The 25,321-nt window shown below is 63.4% G+C and carries 11 protein-coding genes; all 11 read left to right on the top strand.

Translation table 11 applies throughout. The features are described from left to right. Positions 1 to 21 precede the first annotated feature (21 nt). The 11 genes from hmpA (at position 22) to FEM01_RS08190 (ending at position 25,321) form a co-directional block, all read left to right on the top strand. Entirely contained in the window at positions 22 to 1,200 is a 1,179-nt protein-coding gene (hmpA, locus tag FEM01_RS08245) for an NO-inducible flavohemoprotein (protein WP_138218936.1), read from the top strand. A gap of 344 nt (positions 1,201 to 1,544) precedes the next feature. After that, positions 1,545 to 2,051 (top strand): disulfide bond formation protein B, encoded by a 507-nt coding sequence (locus FEM01_RS08240; protein WP_138218935.1) that lies wholly within the window; start codon positions 1,545 to 1,547, stop codon positions 2,049 to 2,051. 560 nt (positions 2,052 to 2,611) lie between these two features. Beyond that, on the top strand, positions 2,612 to 3,556 hold the full coding sequence (cyoA, locus tag FEM01_RS08230) for a ubiquinol oxidase subunit II (protein ID WP_138218934.1): 945 nt from the start codon (positions 2,612 to 2,614) through the stop codon (positions 3,554 to 3,556). 3 nt (positions 3,557 to 3,559) lie between these two features. Beyond that, on the top strand, positions 3,560 to 5,578 hold the full coding sequence (cyoB, locus tag FEM01_RS08225; protein WP_138218933.1) for a cytochrome o ubiquinol oxidase subunit I: 2,019 nt from the start codon (positions 3,560 to 3,562) through the stop codon (positions 5,576 to 5,578). Positions 5,579 to 5,581: 3 nt separating this feature from the next. After that, positions 5,582 to 6,205, top strand: a complete 624-nt coding sequence (cyoC, locus tag FEM01_RS08220; RefSeq protein WP_138218932.1) for a cytochrome o ubiquinol oxidase subunit III — start codon at positions 5,582 to 5,584, stop codon at positions 6,203 to 6,205. Then, positions 6,205 to 6,537, top strand: coding sequence for a cytochrome o ubiquinol oxidase subunit IV (gene cyoD / locus FEM01_RS08215; RefSeq protein ID WP_138218931.1), 333 nt, complete (start codon positions 6,205 to 6,207; stop codon positions 6,535 to 6,537). Before cyoC ends, cyoD begins: the two co-directional genes overlap by 1 nt. Before the next feature lie 11 nt (positions 6,538 to 6,548). Next, the gene (gene cyoE, locus FEM01_RS08210) at positions 6,549 to 7,436 is read left to right on the top strand and encodes a heme o synthase (RefSeq protein WP_138218930.1); all 888 of its coding nucleotides are present in this window, start codon (positions 6,549 to 6,551) and stop codon (positions 7,434 to 7,436) included. Positions 7,437 to 7,570: 134 nt separating this feature from the next. Then, on the top strand, positions 7,571 to 8,698 hold the full coding sequence (locus FEM01_RS08205) for a hypothetical protein (protein ID WP_138218929.1): 1,128 nt from the start codon (positions 7,571 to 7,573) through the stop codon (positions 8,696 to 8,698). Positions 8,699 to 8,952: 254 nt separating this feature from the next. Then, positions 8,953 to 10,161: an alanine transaminase gene (alaC, locus tag FEM01_RS08200; RefSeq protein WP_138218928.1), complete on the top strand. Its 1,209-nt coding sequence runs from the start codon at positions 8,953 to 8,955 to the stop codon at positions 10,159 to 10,161. Between the two features lie 228 nt (positions 10,162 to 10,389). Further along, the gene (locus FEM01_RS08195; protein ID WP_138218927.1) at positions 10,390 to 10,773 is read left to right on the top strand and encodes a YkgJ family cysteine cluster protein; all 384 of its coding nucleotides are present in this window, start codon (positions 10,390 to 10,392) and stop codon (positions 10,771 to 10,773) included. 313 nt (positions 10,774 to 11,086) lie between these two features. Further along, a complete protein-coding gene (locus FEM01_RS08190; RefSeq protein ID WP_240791737.1) occupies positions 11,087 to 25,321 on the top strand; it encodes an autotransporter-associated beta strand repeat-containing protein in 14,235 nt (4,744 codons plus the stop codon).

Below are 25,321 nucleotides of genomic sequence, written 5' to 3'. Positions count from 1 at the left end.
CAAGGCTCAGGAGTCGTTGCAATGCTAAATGCCGAACAACGTGCAATCATCAAGGCCACCGTCCCCCTGCTGGAAAGCGGTGGCGAGGCGCTGACCACGCATTTCTACAAGATGATGCTCAACGAGCACCCCGAGGTGCGACCGCTGTTCAACCAGGCGCACCAGGCCAGTGGTGACCAGCCGCGTGCCTTGGCCAACGGCGTGTTGATGTACGCCCGGCACATCGACCAGCTCGATCAGCTCGGTGGGCTGGTTGGGCAGATCATCAACAAGCATGTGGCCTTGCAGATCCTGCCCGAGCACTACCCGATCGTCGGCAGTTGCCTGTTGCGGGCCATCGAGGAAGTGCTGGGCAAGGACATCGCCACCCCCGAAGTGATCGACGCCTGGGGCGCCGCCTACGGCCAGTTGGCCGATATCCTCATTGGCGCTGAAGAGAGCCTTTACCAACAGAAGGCGCAGGCGCTCGGTGGTTGGCGCGGCACCCGCGAATTCCGTCTGGTGCGCCGCGAGGTGGAAAGCTGCGAGATCGTCTCGTTCTATTTCGCGCCAGTCGACGGCCAACCCGTGCTCAAGGCCGAGCCTGGTCAATACATCGGCCTGCAATTGTTCGTCGATGGCCAGGAGCAGCGGCGCAACTACTCGCTGTCGGCGCTGTGCGACGGTGTGCAGTACCGCATCAGCGTCAAGCGCGAGCCGGGAGGCAAGGTGTCCAACTACCTGCATGATGCGTTGAAGGTGGGCGATACCCTGCAACTATTCCCACCGGCCGGTGACTTCACCCTGGCGGCCGGTGACAAGCCGCTAGTGCTGATCAGTGGTGGCGTGGGCATCACCCCGACCCTGGCGATGCTGGAGGCGGCGCTCAAGACCACACGCCCGGTGCATTTCATTCATTGTGCGCGCAATGGCGCGGTGCACGCTTTCGGTGACTGGGTCGATGAACTGGCGGCGCGGCATCCACAGCTCAAGCGCTTCTATTGTTATGCCGAGGATGACGGCAGCCAGCATGCCGATGCGCTGGGCGTGCTGAATCAGGAACTGCTGGCCGAGTGGCTGCCACGCGAGCGTGATGTACAGGTGTACTTCCTCGGGCCGAAGGGTTTCATGGCCGCGATCAAGCGCCACCTGAAGGCGATTGGCGTGCCGCCAGGGCAGAGCCGCTATGAATTCTTCGGGCCAGCGGCGGCTTTGGTGTAACGTGCTCTGCCTCTCGCGGTGCGCCTAGGTGCACCGCGAGGGTTTAGGCCGCTTCTTCTATATAGCAAAAGAGATGAACGCGGTTACACCTTCCTTCATCTTTAATCCTGCATTAATCAGGTTATCCTTCACTTCCGATTGTCGAGGGGCTTGCCCTTGTCCCAGGCGTGGGCTGGGGTGTTTTTTCAGGCTGAGCAGTGAACCGAAACCGGCCTATCCGGTCCTAGAGCATCGGTGGATAGCCGCGTATGCCTTTCTTCGACGCTTTCCCTGTTTGATCCAGCGTGTAGACTTGGCGCCCGTCGGGCAGCCTGCGCTGCCACTCTCCATCGAAGGAATCGGCTATGAACGAACTCTCATCGCGCCTGAACCGCGAACGGCGCTTCCTGGTGCTACTGGGCCTGATCTGTCTGGCGCTGATCGGCGGTGCGTTGTACATGCAGGTGGTGCTGGGTGAGGCTCCGTGCCCGCTGTGCATCCTGCAGCGCTACGCCCTGTTGTTCATCGCGATCTTCGCGTTCCTGGCCGCTGCCATGCCGGGGCGACGCAGCCTGACCTTCTTTGAGGCGCTGGTCGTGCTCAGTGCCGTTGGGGGAATCATTGCGGCTGGCAACCATGTGTATATACTCGCCAACCCGATGGTCAGCTGCGGCATCGATACACTGCAACCGATCGTCGACGACCTGCCGCTGGCCAAGCTGTGGCCGCTGGCATTCCAGGTCGACGGTTTCTGCTCGACGCCGTACCCGCCGATCCTGGGGCTTTCGCTCGCGCAATGGGCATTGGTGGCTTTCGTACTGACTGCGGCGCTGGTGCCCTTGGGGATCTACCGCAACCGTCGTCAGGCTTAGACCAAAGTTCTTTTTTGACCCAGGTCTATTGCAGTGAGAGAGAAGGCGCGAACCCTGTCGAATAATTGATCAGCATCAAGCTTCAGGCCTTGCGCAATGCGGGTTTGAGGGCTATTGGACGGGGTGCGACAAACTGTCGCGAAGTTGATTTTTTGACCAGTATTGTTACGTATTCTGTAAAAGACTGTTGCGCAATAAGTCATAGTCAATGGTGGGCGACCTCACTACAATCGCCCCCAATTTCCGTTCGGCACTGCTTGCAAGTCGCAGGATTGAAGGAAGCCGCAGCGCTCCCTTTTGCTGACTTCGTCAAGTTTCGCCCAACGGCGATACCGGGCGGACCCCCCTCCGCGTTTTCCCGCACCAAATGGACTTGGTCTGAAGTACAGGCCTGTTGCCTACGAAACCATACGCACCGCTACCGCGCTTCGACGCCAAGGTCCTGCAGTCAGACCACGGGCAGGAGCCAGTACGGGCGCGCAGTGCCGCACTTGGCAGGACGAAGTGTTGGCTACCAAAACACAAATTGCATTGAAGCAAGCTGATCTAGAGGTCGTGAGATGAGTAAAAAGCGTTACCCCAGACTGTTTGGCATATTGCCCTTTTTAGGCATGCTTTTACTCAGTGGGTGCAACTGGACCCTGCTCGATCCGAAGGGCCAGGTGGGCATTGAGCAGAAGAACCTGATCCTGATCGCCACCGGCCTGATGCTGCTGGTGGTCGTGCCCGTCATCATCATGACCCTGGCGTTCGCCTGGAAGTACCGTGCTTCCAACAAGGCTGCCACCTACACCCCGGACTGGTCGCACTCGACCAAGATTGAAGCCGCGGTGTGGATCATCCCGATCCTGATCATCATTGCCCTGGGCTACTTCACCTACCACTCCACCCACAAGCTGGACCCTTACCGTCCGCTGGATTCGGACGTCAAGCCGATCCAGATCGACGTGGTCGCACTGGACTGGAAGTGGCTGTTCATCTACCCGGAGCAGGGTATCGCCACGGTCAACAAGATCAACTTCCCAGCCAACGTCCCGGTCAACTTCCGTGTGACCTCCGACGCCGTGATGAACTCGTTCTTCATCCCGGGCCTGGGCGGCCAGATCTACGCCATGGCCGGCATGACCACCAAACTGCACCTGATCGCCAACGAGAACGGTGAGTTCGACGGTATCTCCGCCAACTACAGCGGCGCCGGCTTCACCGGCATGAAATTCAAGGCTACTGCTACTTCCCAGGAAGACTTCGACAAGTGGGTCGCCGAAGTGAAGCAGTCGCCGTTGAAACTGGGCAAGGCCGAGTACGAAGCCCTGGCCAAGCCTAGCGAATACAACCCAGTCGCGCTGTACAGCGAGGCGCCAGCTGAGCTGTTCCAGACCATCGTCGACAAGTACGAAGGCATGAACCGCGGCAAGCCGGTCCACGAAGAAGCTGGCAGCAAAGATCTGGCCACTACCCACGGTGTGGAATCGAGTGTGCAACCAGCTGCCGGTGCAGAGGAGTAAGAGATGTTCGGTAAATTAAGCCTGGAGGCGATACCCTATCACGAGCCGATAGTCATGGTGACGCTTGCCATGATCGCGCTCGGTGGTATCGCCGTCGTTGGTGCCATCACCTATTTCCGCAAGTGGACCTACTTGTGGACCGAGTGGTTGACCACTGTCGACCACAAGAAAATCGGCGTGATGTACATCATCGTCGCGATGGTCATGCTGCTGCGCGGCTTCGCCGACGCCATCATGATGCGTACCCAGCTGGCCGCCGCCACCGGTGGCTCCGAAGGCTATCTGCCGCCTGAACACTATGACCAGATCTTCACCGCGCATGGTGTGATCATGATCATCTTCATGGCGATGCCGTTCTTCACCGGCCTGATGAACCTTGCTGTTCCTCTGCAGATCGGTGCACGTGACGTTGCCTTCCCGTTCCTGAACTCCCTGAGCTTCTACCTGCTGCTGGCAGGCGTGCTGCTGGTCAACATCTCGCTGGGCGTTGGTGAATTCGCCAAGACCGGCTGGGTTGCCTATCCGCCGCTCGCGGGTATTCAGTACAGTCCTGGGGTGGGTGTCGACTACTACATCTGGGCGCTACAGCTCTCAGGCCTGGGTACGACACTGACCGGCGTGAACTTCCTCGTCACCGTGATGAAGATGCGCGCCCCTGGCATGAAGCTGATGGACATGCCGATCTTCACCTGGACCTGCACCTGGGCCAACGTGCTGATCGTCGCTTCGTTCCCGATCCTGACTGCTGCACTGGCCCTGCTGACCGTTGACCGTTATCTGGACTTCCACATCTTCACCAACGAGCTTGGTGGGAACCCGATGATGTACGTCAACCTGTTCTGGGCATGGGGTCACCCTGAGGTTTACATCCTGATCCTGCCGGCCTTCGGTGTGTTCTCGGAAGTCACCTCGACCTTCGCAGGCAAGCGCCTGTTCGGTCACCACTCGATGATCTACGCCTCGGGCGCGATTGCCGTGCTCGGCTTCGCGGTCTGGCTGCACCACTTCTTCACCATGGGTGCCGGCGCCAGCGTCAACACCTTCTTCGGCCTGGCGACGATGCTGATCTCCATTCCGACCGGTGTGAAGCTGTTCAACTGGCTGTTCACCATCTACCAGGGCCGTCTGCGTTTCACCGCGCCGATCATGTGGACCCTGGGCTTCATGGTCACCTTCTCGATCGGTGGTATGACCGGCGTTCTGCTGGCCGTTCCAGGTGCTGACTTCGTCCTGCACAACAGCCTGTTCGTGATCGCTCACTTCCACAACGTAATCATCGGTGGCGCGGTCTTCGGCTACATCGCTGGTTTCTCCTTCTGGTTCCCGAAAGCCTTCGGCTTCACCCTGAACGAGAAGTGGGGCAAGGCTGCCTTCTGGTTCTGGATCTCCGGCTTCTACGTGGCATTCATGCCGCTGTACGCGCTGGGCTTCATGGGCATGACTCGTCGCCTGAACCACTCCGACAACCCGCTGTGGGAACCCTACCTGTACGTGGCCGTCGTCGGCGCCGTGCTGATCCTGTTCGGTATCGCTTGCCAGCTGATCCAGATCTACGTGTCGGTCCGCGACCGCAAGCAGAACCTGGACGTGACCGGCGACCCATGGGGCGGTCGTACCCTGGAATGGTCGACTTCGTCGCCACCTCCGTTCTACAACTTTGCTCACATGCCAGAACACGTTGGTCTGGACGCCTGGCACGAAGCCAAGCAAGCCGGTGCTGCCTACAAGGCGCCTGCCAAGTACGAAGCGATCCACATGCCGAGCAACACTGCTACCGGCCTGTTCATGGGTCTGTTCCTGACCGTGTTCGGCTTCGCCTTCATCTGGCACATCTGGTGGCTGGTTGGCGCGAGCCTGGTCGCGACCATCGCGGTCTTCGTTCGCCACGCTGCGCGTGACGACCAGGGCTACATGGTGCCGGCCGAAGAAGTGGCGCGCATCGAGGGCGAGCGCATGAAAGCGCTGGCTCAAGCAGGTGCTCTGCCTGCCGGCGCACGTGTCGAATCGTTTGAACGGGTGTAATCAATGTCCACTCAAGTAATGCACGGTGATGCACATGGTCACGACCATGGGCACGACGATCACCACCACGACTCGGGCCAGATGACCGTCCTCGGTTTCTGGCTCTACCTGATGACCGACTGCATCCTGTTTGCGTCGCTCTTCGCCACCTACGCGGTGCTGTCCGGCAGTTTTGCCGGCGGCCCGTCGGGTCACGACATCTTCCAGCTCGACTTCGTGCTGGTTGAGACCGCGTTCCTGCTGCTGTCCTCGATCACCTTCGGCTTCGCCATGCTGAAGATGTTCGCCGGTAACAAGGCAGGCGTACTGGGCTGGTTGGCCGTGACCTTCCTGTTCGGTGCCGGCTTCATCGCGATGGAAATCTACGAGTTCCATCACCTGGTCGCAGAAGGTTTCGGCCCGCAGCGCAGTGGCTTCCTGTCGGCGTTCTTCGCGCTGGTCGGTACCCACGGTCTGCACGTGACTGCCGGTCTGATCTGGATGTCGGTCATGATGTATCAGATCAACAAGCACGGCATCACGCCGACCGCCAAGACCCGCATGAGCTGCCTGAGCCTGTTCTGGCACTTCCTGGACGTGGTCTGGATCTGCGTATTCACCGTCGTCTACCTGCTGGGGGTTCTGTAATGGCTAGCGCACACGACACTCATCACGAAGGCAATCACGGCAGCGTGAAGTCCTACATGATCGGCTTCGTACTGTCGATCATCCTGACCGCGATCCCGTTTGGCCTGGTGATGTTCCCAAGCCTGCCGAAGAACCTGACCGTTCTGATCGTGGTGGCCATGGCCGTCATCCAGGTAGTAGTACACCTCGTCTACTTCCTGCACATGGATCGCTCGAAAGAGCAGCGTTCCAACGTGTCGACGTTCCTGTTCACCACTTTGGTGATCGCTCTGTTGGTCGGCCTGTCGCTGTGGATCATGTTCAGCATCCACTTCGAAATGATGGCCAAGTGAGGTAAGCCTGCATGTCCGTTAAGCACTTTATCCAAATCACCAAACCGGGGATCATTTTCGGTAACGTGCTTTCCGTGGCAGGCGGCTTCTTCCTTGCCTCGAAGGGCCATGTGGACTTCGCCCTGTTCCTGGCAGTGGTGATCGGTACTTCGCTGGTGGTGGCGTCCGGGTGCGTGTTCAACAACTGCATCGACCGTGACATCGACCACAAGATGGAGCGCACCAAGAACCGCGTCATGGTGCAGGGCGGCATGTCGCTGACCCTCGCGCTGGTCTACGCCACCCTGCTCGGGGTGGCGGGCTTCAGCCTGCTGTATGTCCAGGCCAACCCGCTGGCGGCGTTCTGTGCGCTGGTTGGGTTCATCGTCTACGTCGGCTTCTACAGCCTGTGGCTCAAACGTAAGTCGGTGCACGGCACCTTGGTTGGCAGCCTGTCCGGTGCCATGCCTCCGGTGATTGGCTACTGCGCCGTGAGCAACAGCTTCGACCTGGCTGCCGTGACCCTGCTGGTGATGTTCAGCCTGTGGCAGATGCCGCACAGCTTCGCCATCGCGATCTTCCGCTTCAAGGACTATAGCGCTGCCAACATTCCGGTCCTGCCGGTGGCGCGCGGTATCCTGGCGGCGAAGAAGCAGATCGTGCTGTACGTGCTGGCCTTCGTGCTCGCCACCTTGATGCTGACCTTGGGTGGCTATGCCGGCCTGGGTTACCTCGCCGTCGCCGCTGCCATGGGCCTGTACTGGCTGTACATGGCCTGGGGCGGCTACAAGGCCGAGGACGACAGCAAGTGGGCGCGCAAAGTGTTTGGTTTCTCCATTCTCCTCGTCACAGCCTTGAGCGTGATGATGGGGGTGGACAGCCAGACCGCAGCCGATGTGCTGATGACCTACGCGCGCTGATACAGACGCCTGTTATACGGAGAACCCCGGCCCTCGTGCCGGGGTTTTTCTTTATCTGGCGGTCGGGTTTCCGGCTGTTGGTGAAGTCTGCGGCTATTCATCCTCTGGGCTCCGATCATTCAGGAGCCTTTGGCATGAGCGTATTCACGGCGTATTTCTGTGGCACCGGTTCGCACCGTTTCGACGACCGCCATCCGCATTTCTGGAACGGCGAGCTGGTCTCGACCCTGGCCAGCAACGATCAGGGCAGGGAGTTCGCCCATTGGATCGCAGTCGATGGTCCAGGCAGCGGCAACCTGCAGGATGATGACTTGTTCGTCGAACCTGGCGGATACTTCAACTGGACCGGCCAGTTGTTTGGCCGAGGCTGGGAAGAGAACGTCAGTCACGTGTTGCAACTCATCAAGGGTGAGAGCAACTGGAAGCGCACGAACCTCAGCGAGGCCGAGTACAGCCGACTCAAGGCATCGGGTGTACCTATCCCGGATGCCACCGCGACCGCTTCGTGGTTCTGGCGGACCTACGACTATGGCAGTCGCCTGCTCACTTCCCAGGACTTGCAGGAGCAGATCATTCGCCTGTTCCGCAAGCCGCGTATCCCGTCTCAGGTCAACCTGGTGGGGTGGAGCAGGGGGGGTATTAGTTGCCACATGCTCGCCAATGCCATGGCCAATGATCCGCAGCTTATGCACGTGCCGGTCAACATCTTCGTCATCGACCCGGTGCCGGGGGTGTTGCAGGTACAGCCGCATCGCGTGCTACTGCAAGATAACGTCAAGGAGTATGTCGGCTTCTACTCCCGCGACGAGCGCTCCAAGGGCTTCGCCTGCGTGGTGCCGCGCTGCGTTGCGGGCACGCGTGTGCATGTTTTTCCGATGCCCGGACGCCATGCGACGCTTGTAGGAAATGCCTCGGCCGACGGTGCAGGTAGCGGCCAGGATCTGGTCGAGCCCGGCTTGGTCGTGCGCCATTTCGCCGAGGTGTGCCTGTCGCGCTGGGGCGTGTCGCTGGCCAAGACCGTCAAGCTCAGCGATGGCCAGTTGATGGAGTACCACAACACCATGGCCAGGCAAGAGGCGCGTTACGTGGCCATGCGCAAGCATTCGTACACCCTGCTGACCGAAGGCAGCGTCGATGACCGGACTGCCCACTACGGCAACCAGAGCTCAAGCTTCAGCGCCATCACCGGACAGGGGTTCGAGCCGCGTGAGGGGTTGGCGCTGTCACAGGTCGATGGGGCTACCTACAACGCCTTGCGCTGAGCACCTGATGATTTGACCTGCGTCGAGCGTCATGGCGGCTTGCAAATCAATGGGTTGCAGCCCTGTATGAGGGGGTTGAATGTTTTTGTGTTCGTGTAAATCATAAAAATACGACGTATAGGCCTGAAAAAATTTATAAAAACAGGAAATTTCTCTTTACTAAATAACTGCTGCGGGACTATCGTCTGATTTGGTCGCCGCAGCGACCAGCGTCGCTCGGACGGTTCCGGGCGCTTACGTCCCCAGAGGAAAGCATGGCCAATCCAGGTTCGCCGCGCCGTTTCGCGCGCATTGATCGTCTCCCCCCATACGTCTTCAATATCACCGCCGAGCTCAAGATGGCCGCGCGCCGCCGCGGCGAGGACATCATCGACCTGAGCATGGGCAATCCCGACGGCGCGACCCCGCCGCATATCGTCGAGAAGCTGGTGCAGGTCGCCCAGCGTGAAGACACCCACGGTTACTCCACCTCCCGCGGGATTCCGCGTCTGCGCCGCGCCATCTCGCGCTGGTATCAGGAGCGCTACGCGGTTGAGATCGACCCGGAAAGCGAAGCCATCGTCACCATCGGCTCGAAGGAAGGCCTTGCGCACCTGATGCTTGCCACCCTCGACCAGGGTGATACCGTGCTGGTCCCCAACCCCAGCTACCCGATTCACATCTACGGCGCAGTGATCGCCGGGGCGCAAGTACGCTCGGTGCCGCTGGTACCGGGGGTGGATTTCTTCAACGAGCTGGAGCGGGCGATTCGCGAGTCGATCCCCAAGCCGAAGATGATGATCCTCGGTTTCCCCTCCAACCCGACCGCACAGTGCGTCGAACTGGACTTCTTCGAGCGCGTGGTGGCCCTGGCCAAGCAGTACGATGTATTGGTAGTGCATGACCTGGCCTACGCCGATATCGTCTACGACGGCTGGAAGGCGCCGTCGATCATGCAGGTCCCGGGGGCCAAGGACATCGCGGTGGAGTTCTTCACGCTGTCCAAGAGCTACAACATGGCCGGCTGGCGGATCGGCTTCATGGTCGGCAATCCCGAGTTGGTCAGCGCCTTGGCACGAATCAAGAGCTACCACGACTATGGCACCTTCACGCCGCTGCAAGTGGCGGCCATCGCGGCCCTCGAAGGCGACCAGCAATGCGTGCGCGACATCGCCGAGCAGTACCGCCAGCGCCGCAACCTGCTGGTCAAGGGCCTGCATGAAATGGGCTGGATGGTCGAGAACCCGAAGGCCTCGATGTATGTATGGGCCAAGATCCCCGAGGCCTATGCACACCTGGGCTCGCTGGAGTTCTCCAAGAAGCTGCTGGCTGAGGCGAAGGTCTGCGTGTCGCCGGGCATTGGTTTTGGCGATTACGGCGATGACCATGTGCGTTTTGCCCTGATCGAGAACCCGGACCGCATTCGCCAGGCCATTCGCGGTATTCGGCAGATGTTCCGCGCCGATGGCTTGACCAGCAAATAAGCCGCAAGCCGCCAGCTGAACGGTGCAATACCGGCTGCTTGTGGCTTTCGCTATCAGTGGCAGGGGAGAGCACAGTGCTTTTTCTTGCCGCTTGTAGCTAGCCGCTTGAGGCCGCGACCAGCGGCCGTGTTTTTTTCATTCCCCCCTCTTCTCAGCCGTTCGCGCCTGGATTACAAATAGCGCCGCGGCCACCCGGCCCGACAACAACAACTTTCCCTCCTGGCCATCATGTCCGAACAGAACCCTTGCCTGACCTGCGGCGCCTGCTGCGGCTACTTTCGTGTGTCTTTCTTCTGGGGTGAATGCCAGTCTGCCGGCGGGCTGGTGCCCGACGATCTGGTGGTGCAGATCAACCCCACCCGGGTCGCGATGATCGGTACCGACGCCAAACCCTGCCGCTGCGTCAGCCTGGGCGGCGAGATCGGCACCCAAGTGGCTTGCACGATCTATGAGAACCGTTCGAGCCCTTGCCGCGAGTTCGAGGCGTCCTGGGAAAACGGTGTACACAATCCCAGATGCGACGACGCCCGTGCAGCCTATGGCTTGCCACCGCTGACACCACCGGAGGCCAACGAGCCGCACTGGCCCGATGACGGCGCGCAAGTGGCGTGAACCGCGCCCGCGCGTGCGCTCGAAAACACGCCGAAAGCCCGTATGGTCTAGCACTTAGCCACTACCTTTCGTCGGCTGGATCCAATCCGTTGCGCTAGATAATCCAATGAATACGGGGTGGCTAGAAAAAGTATTAACACTATTTGACCTGCGCCTGCGCTGTGCTCCCCTGACTCCGACCGGCTACACATTCCCTCAAAGGAAAATCTGTAGCCAGGGGTCAGGTTTTCGGCCAATGCGTGTTTCGCAGTTTCTAAAACGACGCTTCACACGCCTCAAAGGACTGAACGCCTGATCCACGAAGGAGCGCCCCGTGGACAGAAGTGTTGCCGTTCGTTTGCCTGCCCGTGTGTCTCAGCTGTCTCTGGCCGTAAGCTTGGCCGTAGGGACCTTGGCCTTTACCTTCACCAGCGAGCAAGTGCTGGCTGCATGCAGCCTGGCGAGCAGTACCGTGACCTGCACCGGGGCCGCCAACCCGCTCGCGCCAAGCTACAGTAACGCCACTGGCGGGCTGACGGTGAACGTGCAGAGCGGCGCAACCTTGGGGACGTTGCTGGGTGTGGGCGGTACCTCGCTTACACTCAGCGGTGGCGGTAACACGTTGAACAACTCCGGTACGATCGACCCAACGTTGTTGGGCGCGCTGAGTATCCAGTCGACTGCGTTGCAGATCGGCAACACCAGTGCCGGTGGTACGCTCACCATCAACAACACCGCCACCGGCGTGATCAAGGGCACTGGCGCGCTGTTGGGCACCAACCTGCTGAACCTCACCGGCATGGCGATGGACGTGCGTATCGCCTCAGGCGGCACGGCCAACATCAGCAACGCCGGCAGCATCGGTTCGTCGCCCCTGGCCAGCCTGAGCCTGCTCAGCGAGGACACCCCGGTCATCGCCGTGACGGGCGGCGGTACGGTGAACTTCACCAACACCGGCACCATCCTGGGCCGTACGGCGTTTCAGGCTTCCTCTACCGGCAACACCTTCACCAACGCCGGCACCCTGACCGGCAGCCTGTCGATGGGCGCCAACAGCACCAACCGTTTCAACGCCATTACCGGCTCCTTGGTGAGTGCCGGATTGGGCGTGGGCGTCGAGCTGTTGGTCACCAGCAACCCATTGCTGTCCTTCGCCGCCGCCGGTGTGGTCGACGGTGGTGCCGGCGGCACCAACACCCTGGCGCTGCAAAATGCGATTGGCGGCGGCAGCGGCAGTGCCGGCAGCGGCACCATCAATGCGGCCAACTACATCAACTTCAACCGCCTGATCGTTGACAGTGGCACCTGGACGCTCGTTGGCCAACTGATGAGCGGCGCGGCGCAGACCACCCTCAACGGCGGCGTGATCAACTTCAACAATGGATCTGCCTTCGGCACCGGCGCGATCATCGCAAACGGCGGTAGTCTGCTGGCCAGTGTGGCCGGACAGACCGTGGCCAATGCCATCACCCTCAATGGTGCGCTTTCCGCTGGTGGCGCCAACGCCATGACCCTGAGCGGCGTGCTCTCCGGCACCGGCTCGTTGGTCAAGACCGGAACCGGCCTGCTGACCCTGAGCGGCACCAATACCTTCAGTGGCGGCACTACCTTGAGCGGCGGTGGCCTGAACCTGAGCAGCGCTGCCGCATTGGGCAGCGGTGCACTGAGCGTGACTGCTGCCTCCACGCTGCAGGGCAGTGTGCCCTTGGTGTTGAGCAATGCCGTGGGGCTGAGCGCAGCGTTGACCCTGCCGGGCAGCAACGCCTTGACCTTGAGCGGGGTGGTCAGCGGCACCGGCTCGCTGGTCAAGAGCGGCAGCGGCGATCTGACCCTCAGTGGCGCCAACACCTACAGCGGCGGCACCACGCTGGCCACCGGCACCCTCAACGTCGGCAACAATGCGGCGCTGGGTACCGGTGCCCTGAGCCTCACCGGCAGTGCCACGCTCAACGCCAGCAGCGCGGTGAGTCTGGCCAACGCCATCGCGCTGGGAGCCAACACCCTTACGCTGCCCGGCAACAACGCCACCACCTTGGGCGGTGTGATCAGTGGCACTGGCAGCTTGATCAAGAGTGGTGCCGCAGGCCTGACCCTGAACGGCAACAACACCTTCAGCGGCGGTCTGACCCTGAACGCTGGCACCCTGACCGTCGGCAACAACAACGCCCTGGGCAGCGGTGCTTTGACCCTGGGCGGTAACGTCAGCCTGGACGCCAGCACCGCCGTGAGCCTGGCCAACGCGGTCAACCTGGGCGCCAACACCCTGAACCTGCTGGGCACCAGCGCCACTACCCTGGGCGGCGTGATCAGCGGCACTGGCAGCCTGGTCAAAACCGGCGCTGCGGGGCTCACGCTCAATGGCAACAACACCTTCAGCGGCGGTACCACGCTCAATGCCGGCACCTTGACCGTAGGCAACGACAACGCCCTGGGCAGCGGCGCGTTGACCCTGGGCGGTAACGTCAGCCTGGACGCCAACACCGCCGTGAGTCTGGCCAATGCGGTCAACCTTGGCGCCAACACCCTGAACCTGTTGGGCACCAGCGCCACCACCCTGGGCGGCGTGATCAGCGGCACTGGCAGCCTGGTCAAAACCGGCGCTGCGGGGCTCACGCTCAATGGCAACAACACCTTCAGCGGCGGTACCACGCTCAATGCCGGCACCTTGACCGTAGGCAACGACAACGCCCTGGGCAGCGGCGCGTTGACCCTGGGCGGTAACGTCAGCCTGGACGCCAACACCGCCGTGAGTCTGGCCAATGCGGTCAACCTTGGCGCCAACACCCTGAACCTGTTGGGCACCAGCGCCACCACCCTGGGCGGCGTGATCAGCGGCACCGGTAGCCTGGTCAAAACCGGCGCGGCGGGGCTCACGCTCAATGGCAACAATACCTTCAGTGGCGGCGTTACCCTGAACACCGGCACGTTGACCGTGGGCAACAACAACGCGCTGGGCAGCGGCGCGCTGAGCCTGACCGGCAACGCCAGTCTGGATGCCAATACCGCGGTCAACCTGGGTAACGCGGTGGATCTGGCCGCCAACACGCTGACCCTGGCCGGCACCAGTGCCACCACCCTGGGCGGTATCATCAGCGGTACCGGCGCGCTGGTGAAGAACGGCAGCGCGAACCTCACCCTGGGTGGGGTCAACACCTTCAGCGGCGGCCTGACCCTCAACGCCGGTACCCTGACTTTGGCCAGCGCGGCCGCCCTCGGCACGGGCGCGCTGAGCGTCGGTGGCGCGTCAACCTTGAGCAGCACGGCCGCGTTGAGCGTGGACAACGCCGTCAACCTGGGCAGCAATCTCACCGTGGCGGGCGCCAACAACCTCAACCTGACGGGCACCGTCAGCGGTAGCGGCGGGCTGATCAAGAACGGCAGCGCCACCCTGACCCTAAGTGGCAACAACACCCAAAGCGGCAACACCACTCTCAACGCGGGCACCCTGATGCTGGGCAGCGCCACCGCGCTGGGCAGCGGCGCCCTCAATGCCGCCGCCAACACCACCCTCGACAGCAACGTTGCCGGACTGAATATCGCCAATAATGTCAACCTGGCGGGCAACCTCAACCTGGCCGGCAGCAACGACCTGACCCTGGGCGGCGTGATTGCGGGCGTCGGCGGACTGACCAAGAATGGCTCGGCCACCCTCACCCTGAACGGCGCCAACACCTACCTCGGCAACACCAACCTCAACGCCGGCAACCTGATACTGGGCAACGCCAGCGCGTTGGGCAGTGGCACACTGAATGCTGCGGGCGGCACCCATCTGGACACCAGCACTGCGCTCAGCCTCGCCAATGCGCTCAACCTGGCAGGCGCTTTGACCGTCGATGGCAGCACCGACCTTGGCCTGGGTGGCGTGATCGCGGGCACTGGCAGTCTGGTCAAGAACGGCACCACTACCCTGACCCTTTCTGCCAGCAACACCTACAGCGGTGGCACCACGCTCAATGCCGGCGGCCTGCTGCTGGGCAATGCCAACGCCCTGGGCAGCGGTACGCTGACCGTGGCCGGGGCCAGCAGCCTGGACAATAACACGGCACTGAGCCTGGGCAATGCCATCACACTGGACGCCAACCTGACCGTGTCCGGCAGCAACGACCTAGACCTCGATGGCGTGATCAGCGGCACCGGGCAATTGATCAAGGACGGCGCCAGCGCCTTGGCCCTGAACGGTAACAACACCTGGAGCGGCGGCACCCTGCTCAACGCCGGCAGTCTGCTGCTGGGCAACGACGACGCGCTGGGCAGCGGTACGCTCAGCGTCGGCGGCGCTGCCAGCCTGGATAACAGCGCGGCGCTCAGTCTGGGCAACGCTATCGCCCTGGGCGCCGACCTGACCCTGGCCGGTAGCAACGACCTGAGCCTTGCTGGCGTAATCAGCGGCACCGGGCAACTGGTCAAGAGCGGCAGCAACACCCTGACCCTGAACGGCGCCAATACCTTGAGTGGTGGCGTCACTGTCAACGCAGGTGGCCTGATCGTCGGCAACGACAACGCCTTGGGTAGCGGCACTCTGACTGTGGCCGGCGCCGCCAGTCTGGACAACAGTGCCGTGGTCAACCTGGGTAACGACATTGCGCTGGGCAACACCCTGACCCTAGGCGGCAGCAACGATTTGACCCTCAGCGGCGACATCAGCGGCAGCGGTGGGCTGATCAAGAACGGCTTGGCCGACCTGATCCTGAGTGGCGCCAACGCCTTCAGCGGGGCCATCGACTTGCTTGCCGGCAGCCTCACCACGGTGGGCAATACGGCGCTTGGCAATGCCTCGGCACTCAATGTTGGTGCCGGTGCCAGCCTGAACCTCGGCGCCAGCACCAGCGTTGGTGGCCTGAGCGGTGCCGGTACGGTGAACCTGGGCGCCGGCACCAACCTGAGTGTTGGCAGCAGCAACCTCGACAGCGTGTTCAGCGGCGCCCTGGCTGGCAGCGGTGGGCTGATCAAGAACGGCACTGGCAGCCTGGAGCTGTCGGGCATCAGCGTGATCGGCGGCAACACGACAGTCAACGCAGGTGCGCTGGACGTCACCGGCTCGTTGAACAGCGCCAACGTGCAGGTCAACAGCGGTGCCAGCCTCACCGGTAGCGGCAGCATTCTTGGCGCCGTGGACATCGCCAACGGCGCGCACCTGGCCGCTAGCAGTGGCGCCACGCTGAGTACGGGCAGCCTGACCCTGCACAGCGCTTCGATCTTCGACGTAGGCCTTGGCAGCCCGGCCACAGGTGGCACCGCGCTGGTCAGCGTCAACGGCAACCTGACCCTCGACGGCACCCTTAACGTCACCGACCTCGGCGGTTTCGGCGTGGGTATCTACCGGCTGATCGACTACACCGGCGCGCTGGTGGACAACGGCCTGCTGATCGGTGCCGTGCCCGGCAGCGTGTTGCCTGGCGATCTCGAAGTGCAAACCGTCATCGGCAACCAGGTCAACCTGCTGGTGGGCGGTGCGGCGGGTGGCGTGCAGTTCTGGGACGGCAACAACAGCATCGCCAATGGCGTGATCGACGGCGGTAACGGCACCTGGAGTAGCGGCGGTACCAACTGGACCGACGTCAACGGTGTTCTCAACAGCAACTGGGGCAGCAACTTTGCGGTGTTCCAGGGCACTGCGGGCGATGTCACCCTCGCCGGTACTCAGTCGGCCACCGGCCTGCAGTTCGTCACCGATGGCTATCGTCTGATCGGCAGTGGTGGTTTGAACCTGATCGACGGTAGCAACGGCGCCTTCGCCGTACGTGTCGACCCCAACGTTACCGCCAGCATCAACGTCGCCCTCAGCGGCAGCGGTATGCTCGGCAAGCTCGACACCGGCACCCTGGTGCTCAATGGCGCCAATACCTACACCGGCGGCACGATGCTGCAGGGCGGTACCCTCGTGGTGGGCAGCAACACCGCGCTGGGCAGCGGCGCCGTCAGCGCTGCGGCCAACACCAGTCTGGACAGCAACACCGCTGTCACCCTGGGCAATGTGTTCACCCTGGCCGGGGCGTTCACCCTTGGCGGCAGCGCCGACCTGGGCCTGAGCGGCGTGGTCGCCGGCAGCGGCAACCTGATCAAGAACGGCGCCGCCAACCTGACCCTGTCCGGCGTCAACACCTACAGCGGCGGCACCATCCTGAATGCGGGCACCATCACCGTAGGCAATGCCCTGGCGCTGGGGACCGGCGCACTGAGCGTCAACGCTGGCAGCCTGGCCAGCAGCAGTAACCTGAGCCTGGCCAACGCCATCGCCCTGAACGGCAACCTCGGCCTGACCGGGGCCAACAACCTCACCCTTGGCGGCGTGATCAGCGGTACCGGCCAGCTCACCAAGAGTGGCAGCGGCACCGCGACCCTGAACGGCAACAACACCTACAGCGGCGGCACTGCGCTGACCGCTGGCACCTTGATCCTGGGCAACAGCAACGCGCTGGGCAGTGGTGCCTTGAGCGCTTCGGGTGGCACCACCCTGGGCAACAGCGCCAACCTGACCCTGGCCAACCAGATCAACCTGCTCGGCAACCTCACCCTGGCCGCTGCGCAGAACATGGTGCTCAACGGCACCCTTGGCGGCACGGGCGGGCTGATCAAGACCGGCGCTGGCAGCCTGACCCTGGCCGGCAGCAACAGCTACCTCGGCAACACCGCGCTCAACGCCGGCACCTTGGTGCTGGGCAGCAACACCGCCCTTGGCCTCGGCGCGCTGAACGCCGCAGCCGGCACCACGTTGGACAGCAGCACTGCGGTGAGCCTGGGCAATACCCTCAATCTGGCGGGTAATGTCAACGTGACCGGCAGCAACGACCTGACCCTGGCCGGGCTGGTCAACGGTGCGGGCGGGCTGACCAAAAACGGCGCCGCCAACCTGATCCTGAGCGGCGCCAACAGCTACCTCAGTGGCACCACCCTCAACGCCGGTACCCTGACCCTGGGCAACAACAATGCCCTGGGCCTAGGCACTCTTACCGTGGGCGGCGCAGCCAACCTGGCCGCTAGTAGCGCGCTGAACAACGTCAGCAACCAAGTCGTGCTCAACGCCGGCCTGACCTTCACCGGCCCCAACGACCTGGCCCTGAACGGTGTGATCAGCGGCGCTGGCGGCCTGACCAAGATCGGTAGCGGCATCCTGACCCTGGGTGCAGCCAACACCTATACCGGTGGTACCAGCCTCGGCGCTGGCACCCTGGTACTGGGCAACGGCAGCGCCTTGGGCAGCGGCGCGCTGACGGTCACTGGCGACAGCGCCCTGACCAGCAACGGCGCCATGAGCCTTGCCAATGCCATCGGCCTCGGCACTGGCACCACCCTGGACCTGACCAACGCCCAGGCGCTGACCCTGGGCGGCGTGATCAGCGGCGCGGGCGCGCTGGTCAAGCAAGGCGGCGGTGTGCTGACCCTCAATGGCTCCAACACCTACAGCGGCGGCACCGAAGTGCAAGCTGGCGGGCTGGTACTGGGCAGTGCCAACGCCCTGGGCAGCGGTGCGCTGAGCATCACCGGCAACGCCACCCTCGACACCAGCCAGGCCATGACCCTGGCCAACGCGGTCGACCTCGACCTAGCCACCCTGAACCTGCTTGGCAGCAACGACCTGACCCTGAGCGGCGTGATCAACGGCAGTGGCGGACTGGTCAAGAATGGCGCGGCCACCGTCACCCTGGATGGCAACAACAGCTACAACGGCGGCACCACGCTCAATGCCGGCGGCCTGATCGTCGGCAGCGACACGGCCCTGGGCACTGGCGGCCTCACCGTCGGCGGTAGCGCGAGCCTGGCGGCTGACGGCAGCGTGGCCCTGGCCAACGACGTGCACCTGAACGGCAACCTCAGCGTACCGGGTAGCGGCGACCTGACCTTGGACGGCGCCATTGATGGCAACGGCGGGTTGAGCAAAACCGGTAGCGGCAGCCTGACCCTGAACGGCAGCAACAGCTACACCGGTGGCACCACGCTCAATGGCGGCAGCCTGCTGGTGGGCAGCAGCAATGCCCTGGGCTTGGGCGGCGTGACCGTGGCCGGCGCGTCCAGCTTGGGTAGCATCGGCTCGGTGATGCTGAGCAACAACTTCAGTCTCAACGCCGGCCTCACCGTTGACGCTGCCGACGACCTGACCCTGGCAGGCGTCATCAACGGCAGCGGCGGGCTGGTCAAGGCTGGTAGCGGCAACCTGACCTTGGCTGGCAACAACGGCTACCAAGGTGACACTGAACTGACCGCTGGCACGCTCACCTTGGGCAACAGTGGTGCCCTGGGTACCGGCATGCTCAACGTGACCGGCGACGCTACCCTGGCCAACGCAGCGCCCATGGTGCTGGGCAACACCGTCGATGTCGCCGCTGGCAACACGCTGACCCTGGCGGTGGACAACGCCCTGGTGATCAGCGGCAATCTCAGTGGCAGCGGCGACCTGATCAAGACTGGCGCCGAGGACGCCACCCTGGTTGGAAGCAAAAGCATCACCGGTAGCCTGGACATCCAGGCCGGCTCCGTCACCACCCTCGGCAGCGCCATCCTCGACAGCCTGGCGGGTATCAACATCGGCGCTGCTGGCGCGCTCAACCTGAACGGCGACGCCAACCTGGCCAGCCTGACCGGCAGCGGTGTGGCGCAGATCGGCGCTGGCAGCACCCTGAGCGTCGGCAGCAACAACACCGACAGCGTGTTTGCCGGCGCCTTCAGCGGTGCGGGTAACCTGATCAAGGTCGGCAGCGCTACCCTGACCCTGAGCGGCGCCAGCACCCTGCTGGGCACCAGCCAAATCAGCGCCGGCACCCTCAAGGTCGACGGCAGCCTCGCCAGTGCCGGCCTCAGCGTTGCCAATGGCGGCAGCCTGACCGGTACGGGTACGGTGAATGCCCCGGTGACCGTGGCCAACGGTGGCCACCTGGTCGGCAACAGCGGCGCCACCCTCGGGCTTGGCTCGCTGGTGCTCAACAGCGGTTCGCTCGTCGATGTTGGCCTGGCTGCACCGTCCACGGGCGGCACGGCGCTGTTCAGTGTGAACGGCGACCTGACCCTGGACGGCACGCTCAACGTCAGCAACATCGGCGGCTTCGGCAACGGCGTTTACCGCATCTTCGACTACACCGGTGCCCTGACTGATAACGGCCTGGACTTTGGCAGCCTGCCGCTGGGTGTCAACGTGGGCGACCTGGACCTGCAAACCGCCATCGGCAACCAAATCAACCTGCTGGTCGGCGGCACCGGCCAGAATATCCTGTTCTGGGACGGCAGCCAGACCACCGGCAACGGTCAGGTGGACGGCGGCAGCGGGACCTGGAACGCTGCCGGTAGCAACTGGACCGACCTCAACGGCACCAGCAACACCACCTGGAATGACACCTTCGCGGTGTTCCAGGGCAGCGCCGGCACAATCAGCGTGGTGGGCGCGCAAGCCGTCAACGGCATGCAGTTCGTCAGCAACGGTTATCAGCTCAATGCCGGTGCCGGTGGCTCGCTGAACCTGATCAACGGCAGCAGCGGCGACACCAGCGTGCGGGTCGACCCAGGTGCCGTGGCCACCCTCAACCTGGCCTTGACCGGCAGCGGCACGCTCAACAAGCTCGACACCGGCACCTTGGTGCTCAACGGCAGCAACAGCTACAGCGGTGGTACCCAGCTCAGCGGCGGTACGCTGATCGTGGGCAGCGACAGTGCCCTGGGCAGCGGTGTCCTGAGCACCAACGCCGGCACTACCCTGGACAGCAACTCGGCGGTGACCCTGGGCAACGACGTCGTCCTCGGCGGCGTGCTGAATATTGCCGGTAGCAACAGCCTGGTGCTGGAAGGCGACGTCAGTGGCAGCGGCGGGCTGGTCAAGGCCGGCAGCGCCAGCCTGCAACTGAGTGGCAATAACAGCTACAGCGGCAATACCACGCTCAACGCAGGCACCTTGATCGTCGGCAGCGATACCGCCTTGGGCAGTGGCGCGCTGAATGCCGCCGCCAACACCAGCTTGCAAAGCAGCCAGGGCGTGACCCTGGGCAATAACGTCAACCTGGCCGGGCTGTTCAACGTGTCCGGGAGCAACGACATCACCCTCAATGGCGTGGTGGCCGGCGCCGGGCAACTGGGCAAGAGTGGCGGCGGCATCCTTGAGTTGAACGGTGCCAACACCTACAGCGGCGGCACCGAGTTGCAAGCCGGTACCTTGGTGGTGGGCAGCGATACCGCGCTGGGCAGTGGCGCCCTGAGCGTCACCGGCATCGCCAGCCTCGACAGCAACAGTGCCGTGACCCTGGCCAATAACGTGGCCGTCAGCGGCATCCTCGACGTGCTGGGTAGCAACGACCTGCAACTGGCGGGCGTACTCAGTGGCAACGGCACCCTGAACAAGACCGGTCTGGCTGACCTGACCCTGGCGGGCAACAACACCTTCAGCGGGATCATCAACCTGATCTCCGGCAGCCTGAGTACCGTGGGCACTACGGCCCTCGGTACTCAGAGCGCGCTGAACGTCAGCAGCGGCGCCAGCCTCAACCTCGATGGCAACACCACCTTGGGCCAGATCACTGGCAGTGGCGCGGTCCAGGTGGCCGCTGGCAACAGCCTGGGCGTGCAGGGCGGGGTGTTCGATGGCGACATCAGCGGTACGGGTACCCTCGACAAGCAGGGCAGCGACGCCCTGACCTTGACCGGCAGTAACAGCCACAGCGGCACCACCAACGTGCAGGGCGGTAGCCTGACGGTCAACGGCAGCTTGGCCAGTAGCACGGTCAACGTCGGCAGTGGCGCCAGCCTGGGCGGCACCGGTACCCTGGGCGGTAACGTGGTGGTGGCCAATGGCGGCAGCCTGGCAGGAACCACGGGCAGTACCCTGAATGTCGCGAGCCTGACCCTGGGCAGTGGCTCTAGCTTCAACGCGGCCCTTGGCGCACCGATCGGCAGCACGCCGCTGGTCAACGTGGCCAACAACCTGACCCTCGGCGGCACCCTCAACATTACCGACGTCGGCGGCTTTGGCGCTGGCGTGTATCGCTTGTTCACCTATGGCGGCAGCCTCACCAACAATGGCATGGCGATTGGCAGCACGCCCGTGCCGGCCAGCGACCTTACTGTGCAGACCAGCGTCAGCAACCAGGTCAACCTGGTGGTCGGCGGCGCCAGCAACGTGCTGTTCTGGGACGGCAGCCAGACCGTGGCCGATGGGGTCATCGAGGGCGGCACCGGCACCTGGGACAGCACCAACACCAACTGGACCGATGCCAACGGTGTGCTCAATACCCCCTGGAACCAGACCTTCGCAGTGTTCCAGGGCACGTCGGGCACGGTCACCGTCAACGGTTCGCAGTCGCTCAGTGGCCTGCAGTTCGTCAGCGATGGCTATGTGCTCAATGCTGGCACCGGCGCGGAGCTGCTCACCAGCGGCACCACCAACCTACGTGTCGATCCCGGCGCTACGGCAACCCTGAACCTGGCCATCAACGGCACTGGCAGCATCGTCAAGTACGACACCGGCACCTTGGTGCTCAACGCCGCCAACGGTTACTCCGGTGGTACTGCGCTTAACGGTGGCACCTTGGTGGTCGGCAACGCCGCGGCGTTGGGCACGGGCACCCTGACCGCCGCGGCCAACACGGCGCTGGACAGCAACACCAGCGTCACACTGGCCAACGACACCGTGCTCAACGGCGCGCTGGCTGTTGCAGGCAGCAACGACCTGGAACTGGCTGGCGATATCAGCGGTGCGGGCGGACTGATCAAGAACGGTGCAGCCGAGTTGCTGCTCAGTGGCACCAACACCTATACCGGTGGCACCCTGATCAACGCCGGCAGCCTGGTGGGCGACAGCAGCAGCCTGCAAGGTGCGATTGCCAACAACGCCGCGCTGACCTTCGAGCAGAACAGCGATGGCAGCTACACCGGTAACCTCACCGGCAGCGGCACCCTGACCAAGGCCGGCACTGGCGAGTTGCTGCTAACCGGCAACAACACACTGACCGGAAACACCACGGTCAGCGCTGGCAGCCTGGTGGTCGACGGTCGCCTCGACAGTGCCACGGTCAGCGTCGGCAACGGCGCAAGCCTGGGTGGCAGTGGCACCTTGAGTGGTGCGGTACAGATCCAGAACGGCGCGACCCTGGCCGCGGGGCCTGGTAGCACGCCGCTGTCGGTGGGTAGCTTGAGCCTGGCCTCGGGCAGTGCCCTGGACTTCACCCTTGGTGCGCCCAGCGCGTCCACCACCGTGGTCGCGGTAGCCGGTAACCTGACCCTGGACGGTACCCTCAACGTCACCGATGCCGGTGGTTTCGGCCCAGGCGTGTACCGCCTGTTCAGCTATGGCGGTGTGCTCAGCGACAATGGCCTGGTGTTCGGCGCCGTGCCGGGTAGCGTGGCCTTGGGCGACCTGAGCTTGCAGACTGCGATTGCCAACCAGATCAACCTGGTGGTCCAGGGCGCGGCCGGTTCGCTGCAATTCTGGAACGGCAGCCAGACCACACCTGACGGCACCATCGTCGGTGGCAGTGGCACTTGGAACTCGAACACCAACTGGACCAACTCCACGGGTATCAACAGCGAAAGCTGGGGCGGGCAGTTCGCCGTGTTCGGTGGCCAGGCCGGCACTGTCACCGTGCAGGGCAACCAGGCCTTTACCGGCATGCAGTTCCTCACCAATGGCTACCAGTTGGTGGCCGGCAGCAATGCCAGCCTGACCGCCACCAACGGCAGCGGCGGCGCGTTGGCGGCGGTACGTGTGGATGCCGGCGCCACCGCGCTGGTCAGCGCGCCGATCGTTGGCAGTGGGGGTATCGAGAAGCTCGACGCCGGAACCTTGATCCTGTCCGGTGCCAACACCTATACCGGTGGCACCACGGTCAGCGGCGGTACCCTGGCAGGCAACACCACCAGCTTGCAGGGCAATATTCTTAACAACGCCAGCCTGGTGTTCGTGCAGTCGGGCAACGGCACCTTCAATGGCAGCCTGACCGGCACCGGCACCACCAGCAAAACCGGGCTGGGCACCCTGCTGCTCACCGGCAACCAGACCACTGGTGCATTCAACGTCAACCAAGGCGTGCTTGAAGTGGGCAACCGCACCAACCCCGGTGCCAGCCTGGCGGCGGCGGTGACGGTCGCCTCCGGGGCCATGCTCACCGGCACCGGCAGCGTCGCCAGCCTGATCAACCAAGGCCGGGTGATGCCGGGCGCAGGTGGCAACCTGACGGTGACTGGCAATTTCACCAATGCCGCCAGCGGCACCCTGGCCATCGACCTGGGCGCCAACCCGGTGAGCTACCTCAACGTCGGCGGTACCGCCAACCTGGGCGGCAGCCTGCAGGTGGTCAACCTGACCGGCTTCACCGGCAGCGGGCAGTACACCGTGGTCAGCGCCACCGGTGGGGTGAATGGTACGTTTGCCAGTACCAACCTGAGCAACTCGGCGTTCCTCACTAGCGCGCTGAGTTACACGGGCAACGAGGTCACCCTGTCGGTGAGCCGTAACGGCACCGGCTTCGGGCGTGCCGCCGGTAGCCCCAACCAGGCTGGGGTGGCCGCTGCCCTGAGCGGTCCTGGGGCGCCGACGCTAATCACCACCAACATCCTGCCCATGAGCACCAGCCAGGCCCAGGCAGCGTTCGACAGCCTGTCCGGCGAAATCCACGCCAGTACCGCCACGGTGCTGATGGAGGACTCGCGCTATCTGCGCGAGGCGGTCAATGATCGCCTGCGTCAGGCCGACTGCACCCATCAGGACGATCCACGCCGCACCTTGGCACCGACCGCCAACCAGCAGCTCACCAGCGAAGGTTGCCAGGGCCAGGCCGTCGGCTGGATCCGCGCCATCGGCGGCTGGGGCGATTACGATGCGAGTAACGGCGCTGCCAGTGTCGATCGCCAGTTGCAGGGCTTCCTGCTCGGCGTCGACAAGGCGTTGGATGACCAGTGGAAAGTCGGGGTCGCTGCGGGCTATACCAATGCCAGTATCGACGCCAAGCGTCGTGGCTCGGATGCGTCGGTGGACAGCTATCACCTGGCCGCGTACCTCAACTACCAGCTTGACGCCTTCGCCGCGCGCATGGGGGTGGGCTACACCTGGCACGAGATCGAGAGCAAACGCGATGTCGTGGTGGGCACCTACAACGACCGTATCAAGGGTAACTACCAGGCGCGTAGCGCCCAGGTGTTCGGCGAAGTGGGCTACGCCATCGAAGCAGGTGGCTTTGCCGTCGAGCCGTTCGCCGGCCTGGCCTACGTCAACTACGACAGCGACCGCTTCCACGAGAAGGGTGGGGCTGGGCGCTTGAGCGGCAGCGTCGAGCAGGATGTGACCTACTCAACCTTGGGTGTGCGCGTGGGTAAACGGATGGCGCTGAGCAAGGGCACCACGATCACCCCGCGCTTGTCGGTGGGCTGGCGGCACGCCTTCGGCGATACCGATCCGAAAGCCGACCTGCGCTTTACCGAAGGCGGTGGCAGTTTCACCACCTCGGGTGTACCGATTGCCAAGGATGCGGCGGTGATCGAGGCGGGGCTGGACCTGTCGATGGGCGAGCGTGGCAAGCTCGGGATCGGGTACTCCGGCCAGCTCTCCAAACAAGCGCGCGACCACGGCGTTGTCGTGAGTTTCAGCCTGGGCTTCTGA

It is taken from the genome of Pseudomonas mosselii, from assembly GCF_005796105.1.
Lineage (GTDB): Bacteria > Pseudomonadota > Gammaproteobacteria > Pseudomonadales > Pseudomonadaceae > Aquipseudomonas > Aquipseudomonas mosselii_C.
Note: the sequence above shows the minus strand (reverse complement) of the source record. Positions and strands in the feature narration are given on the sequence as shown.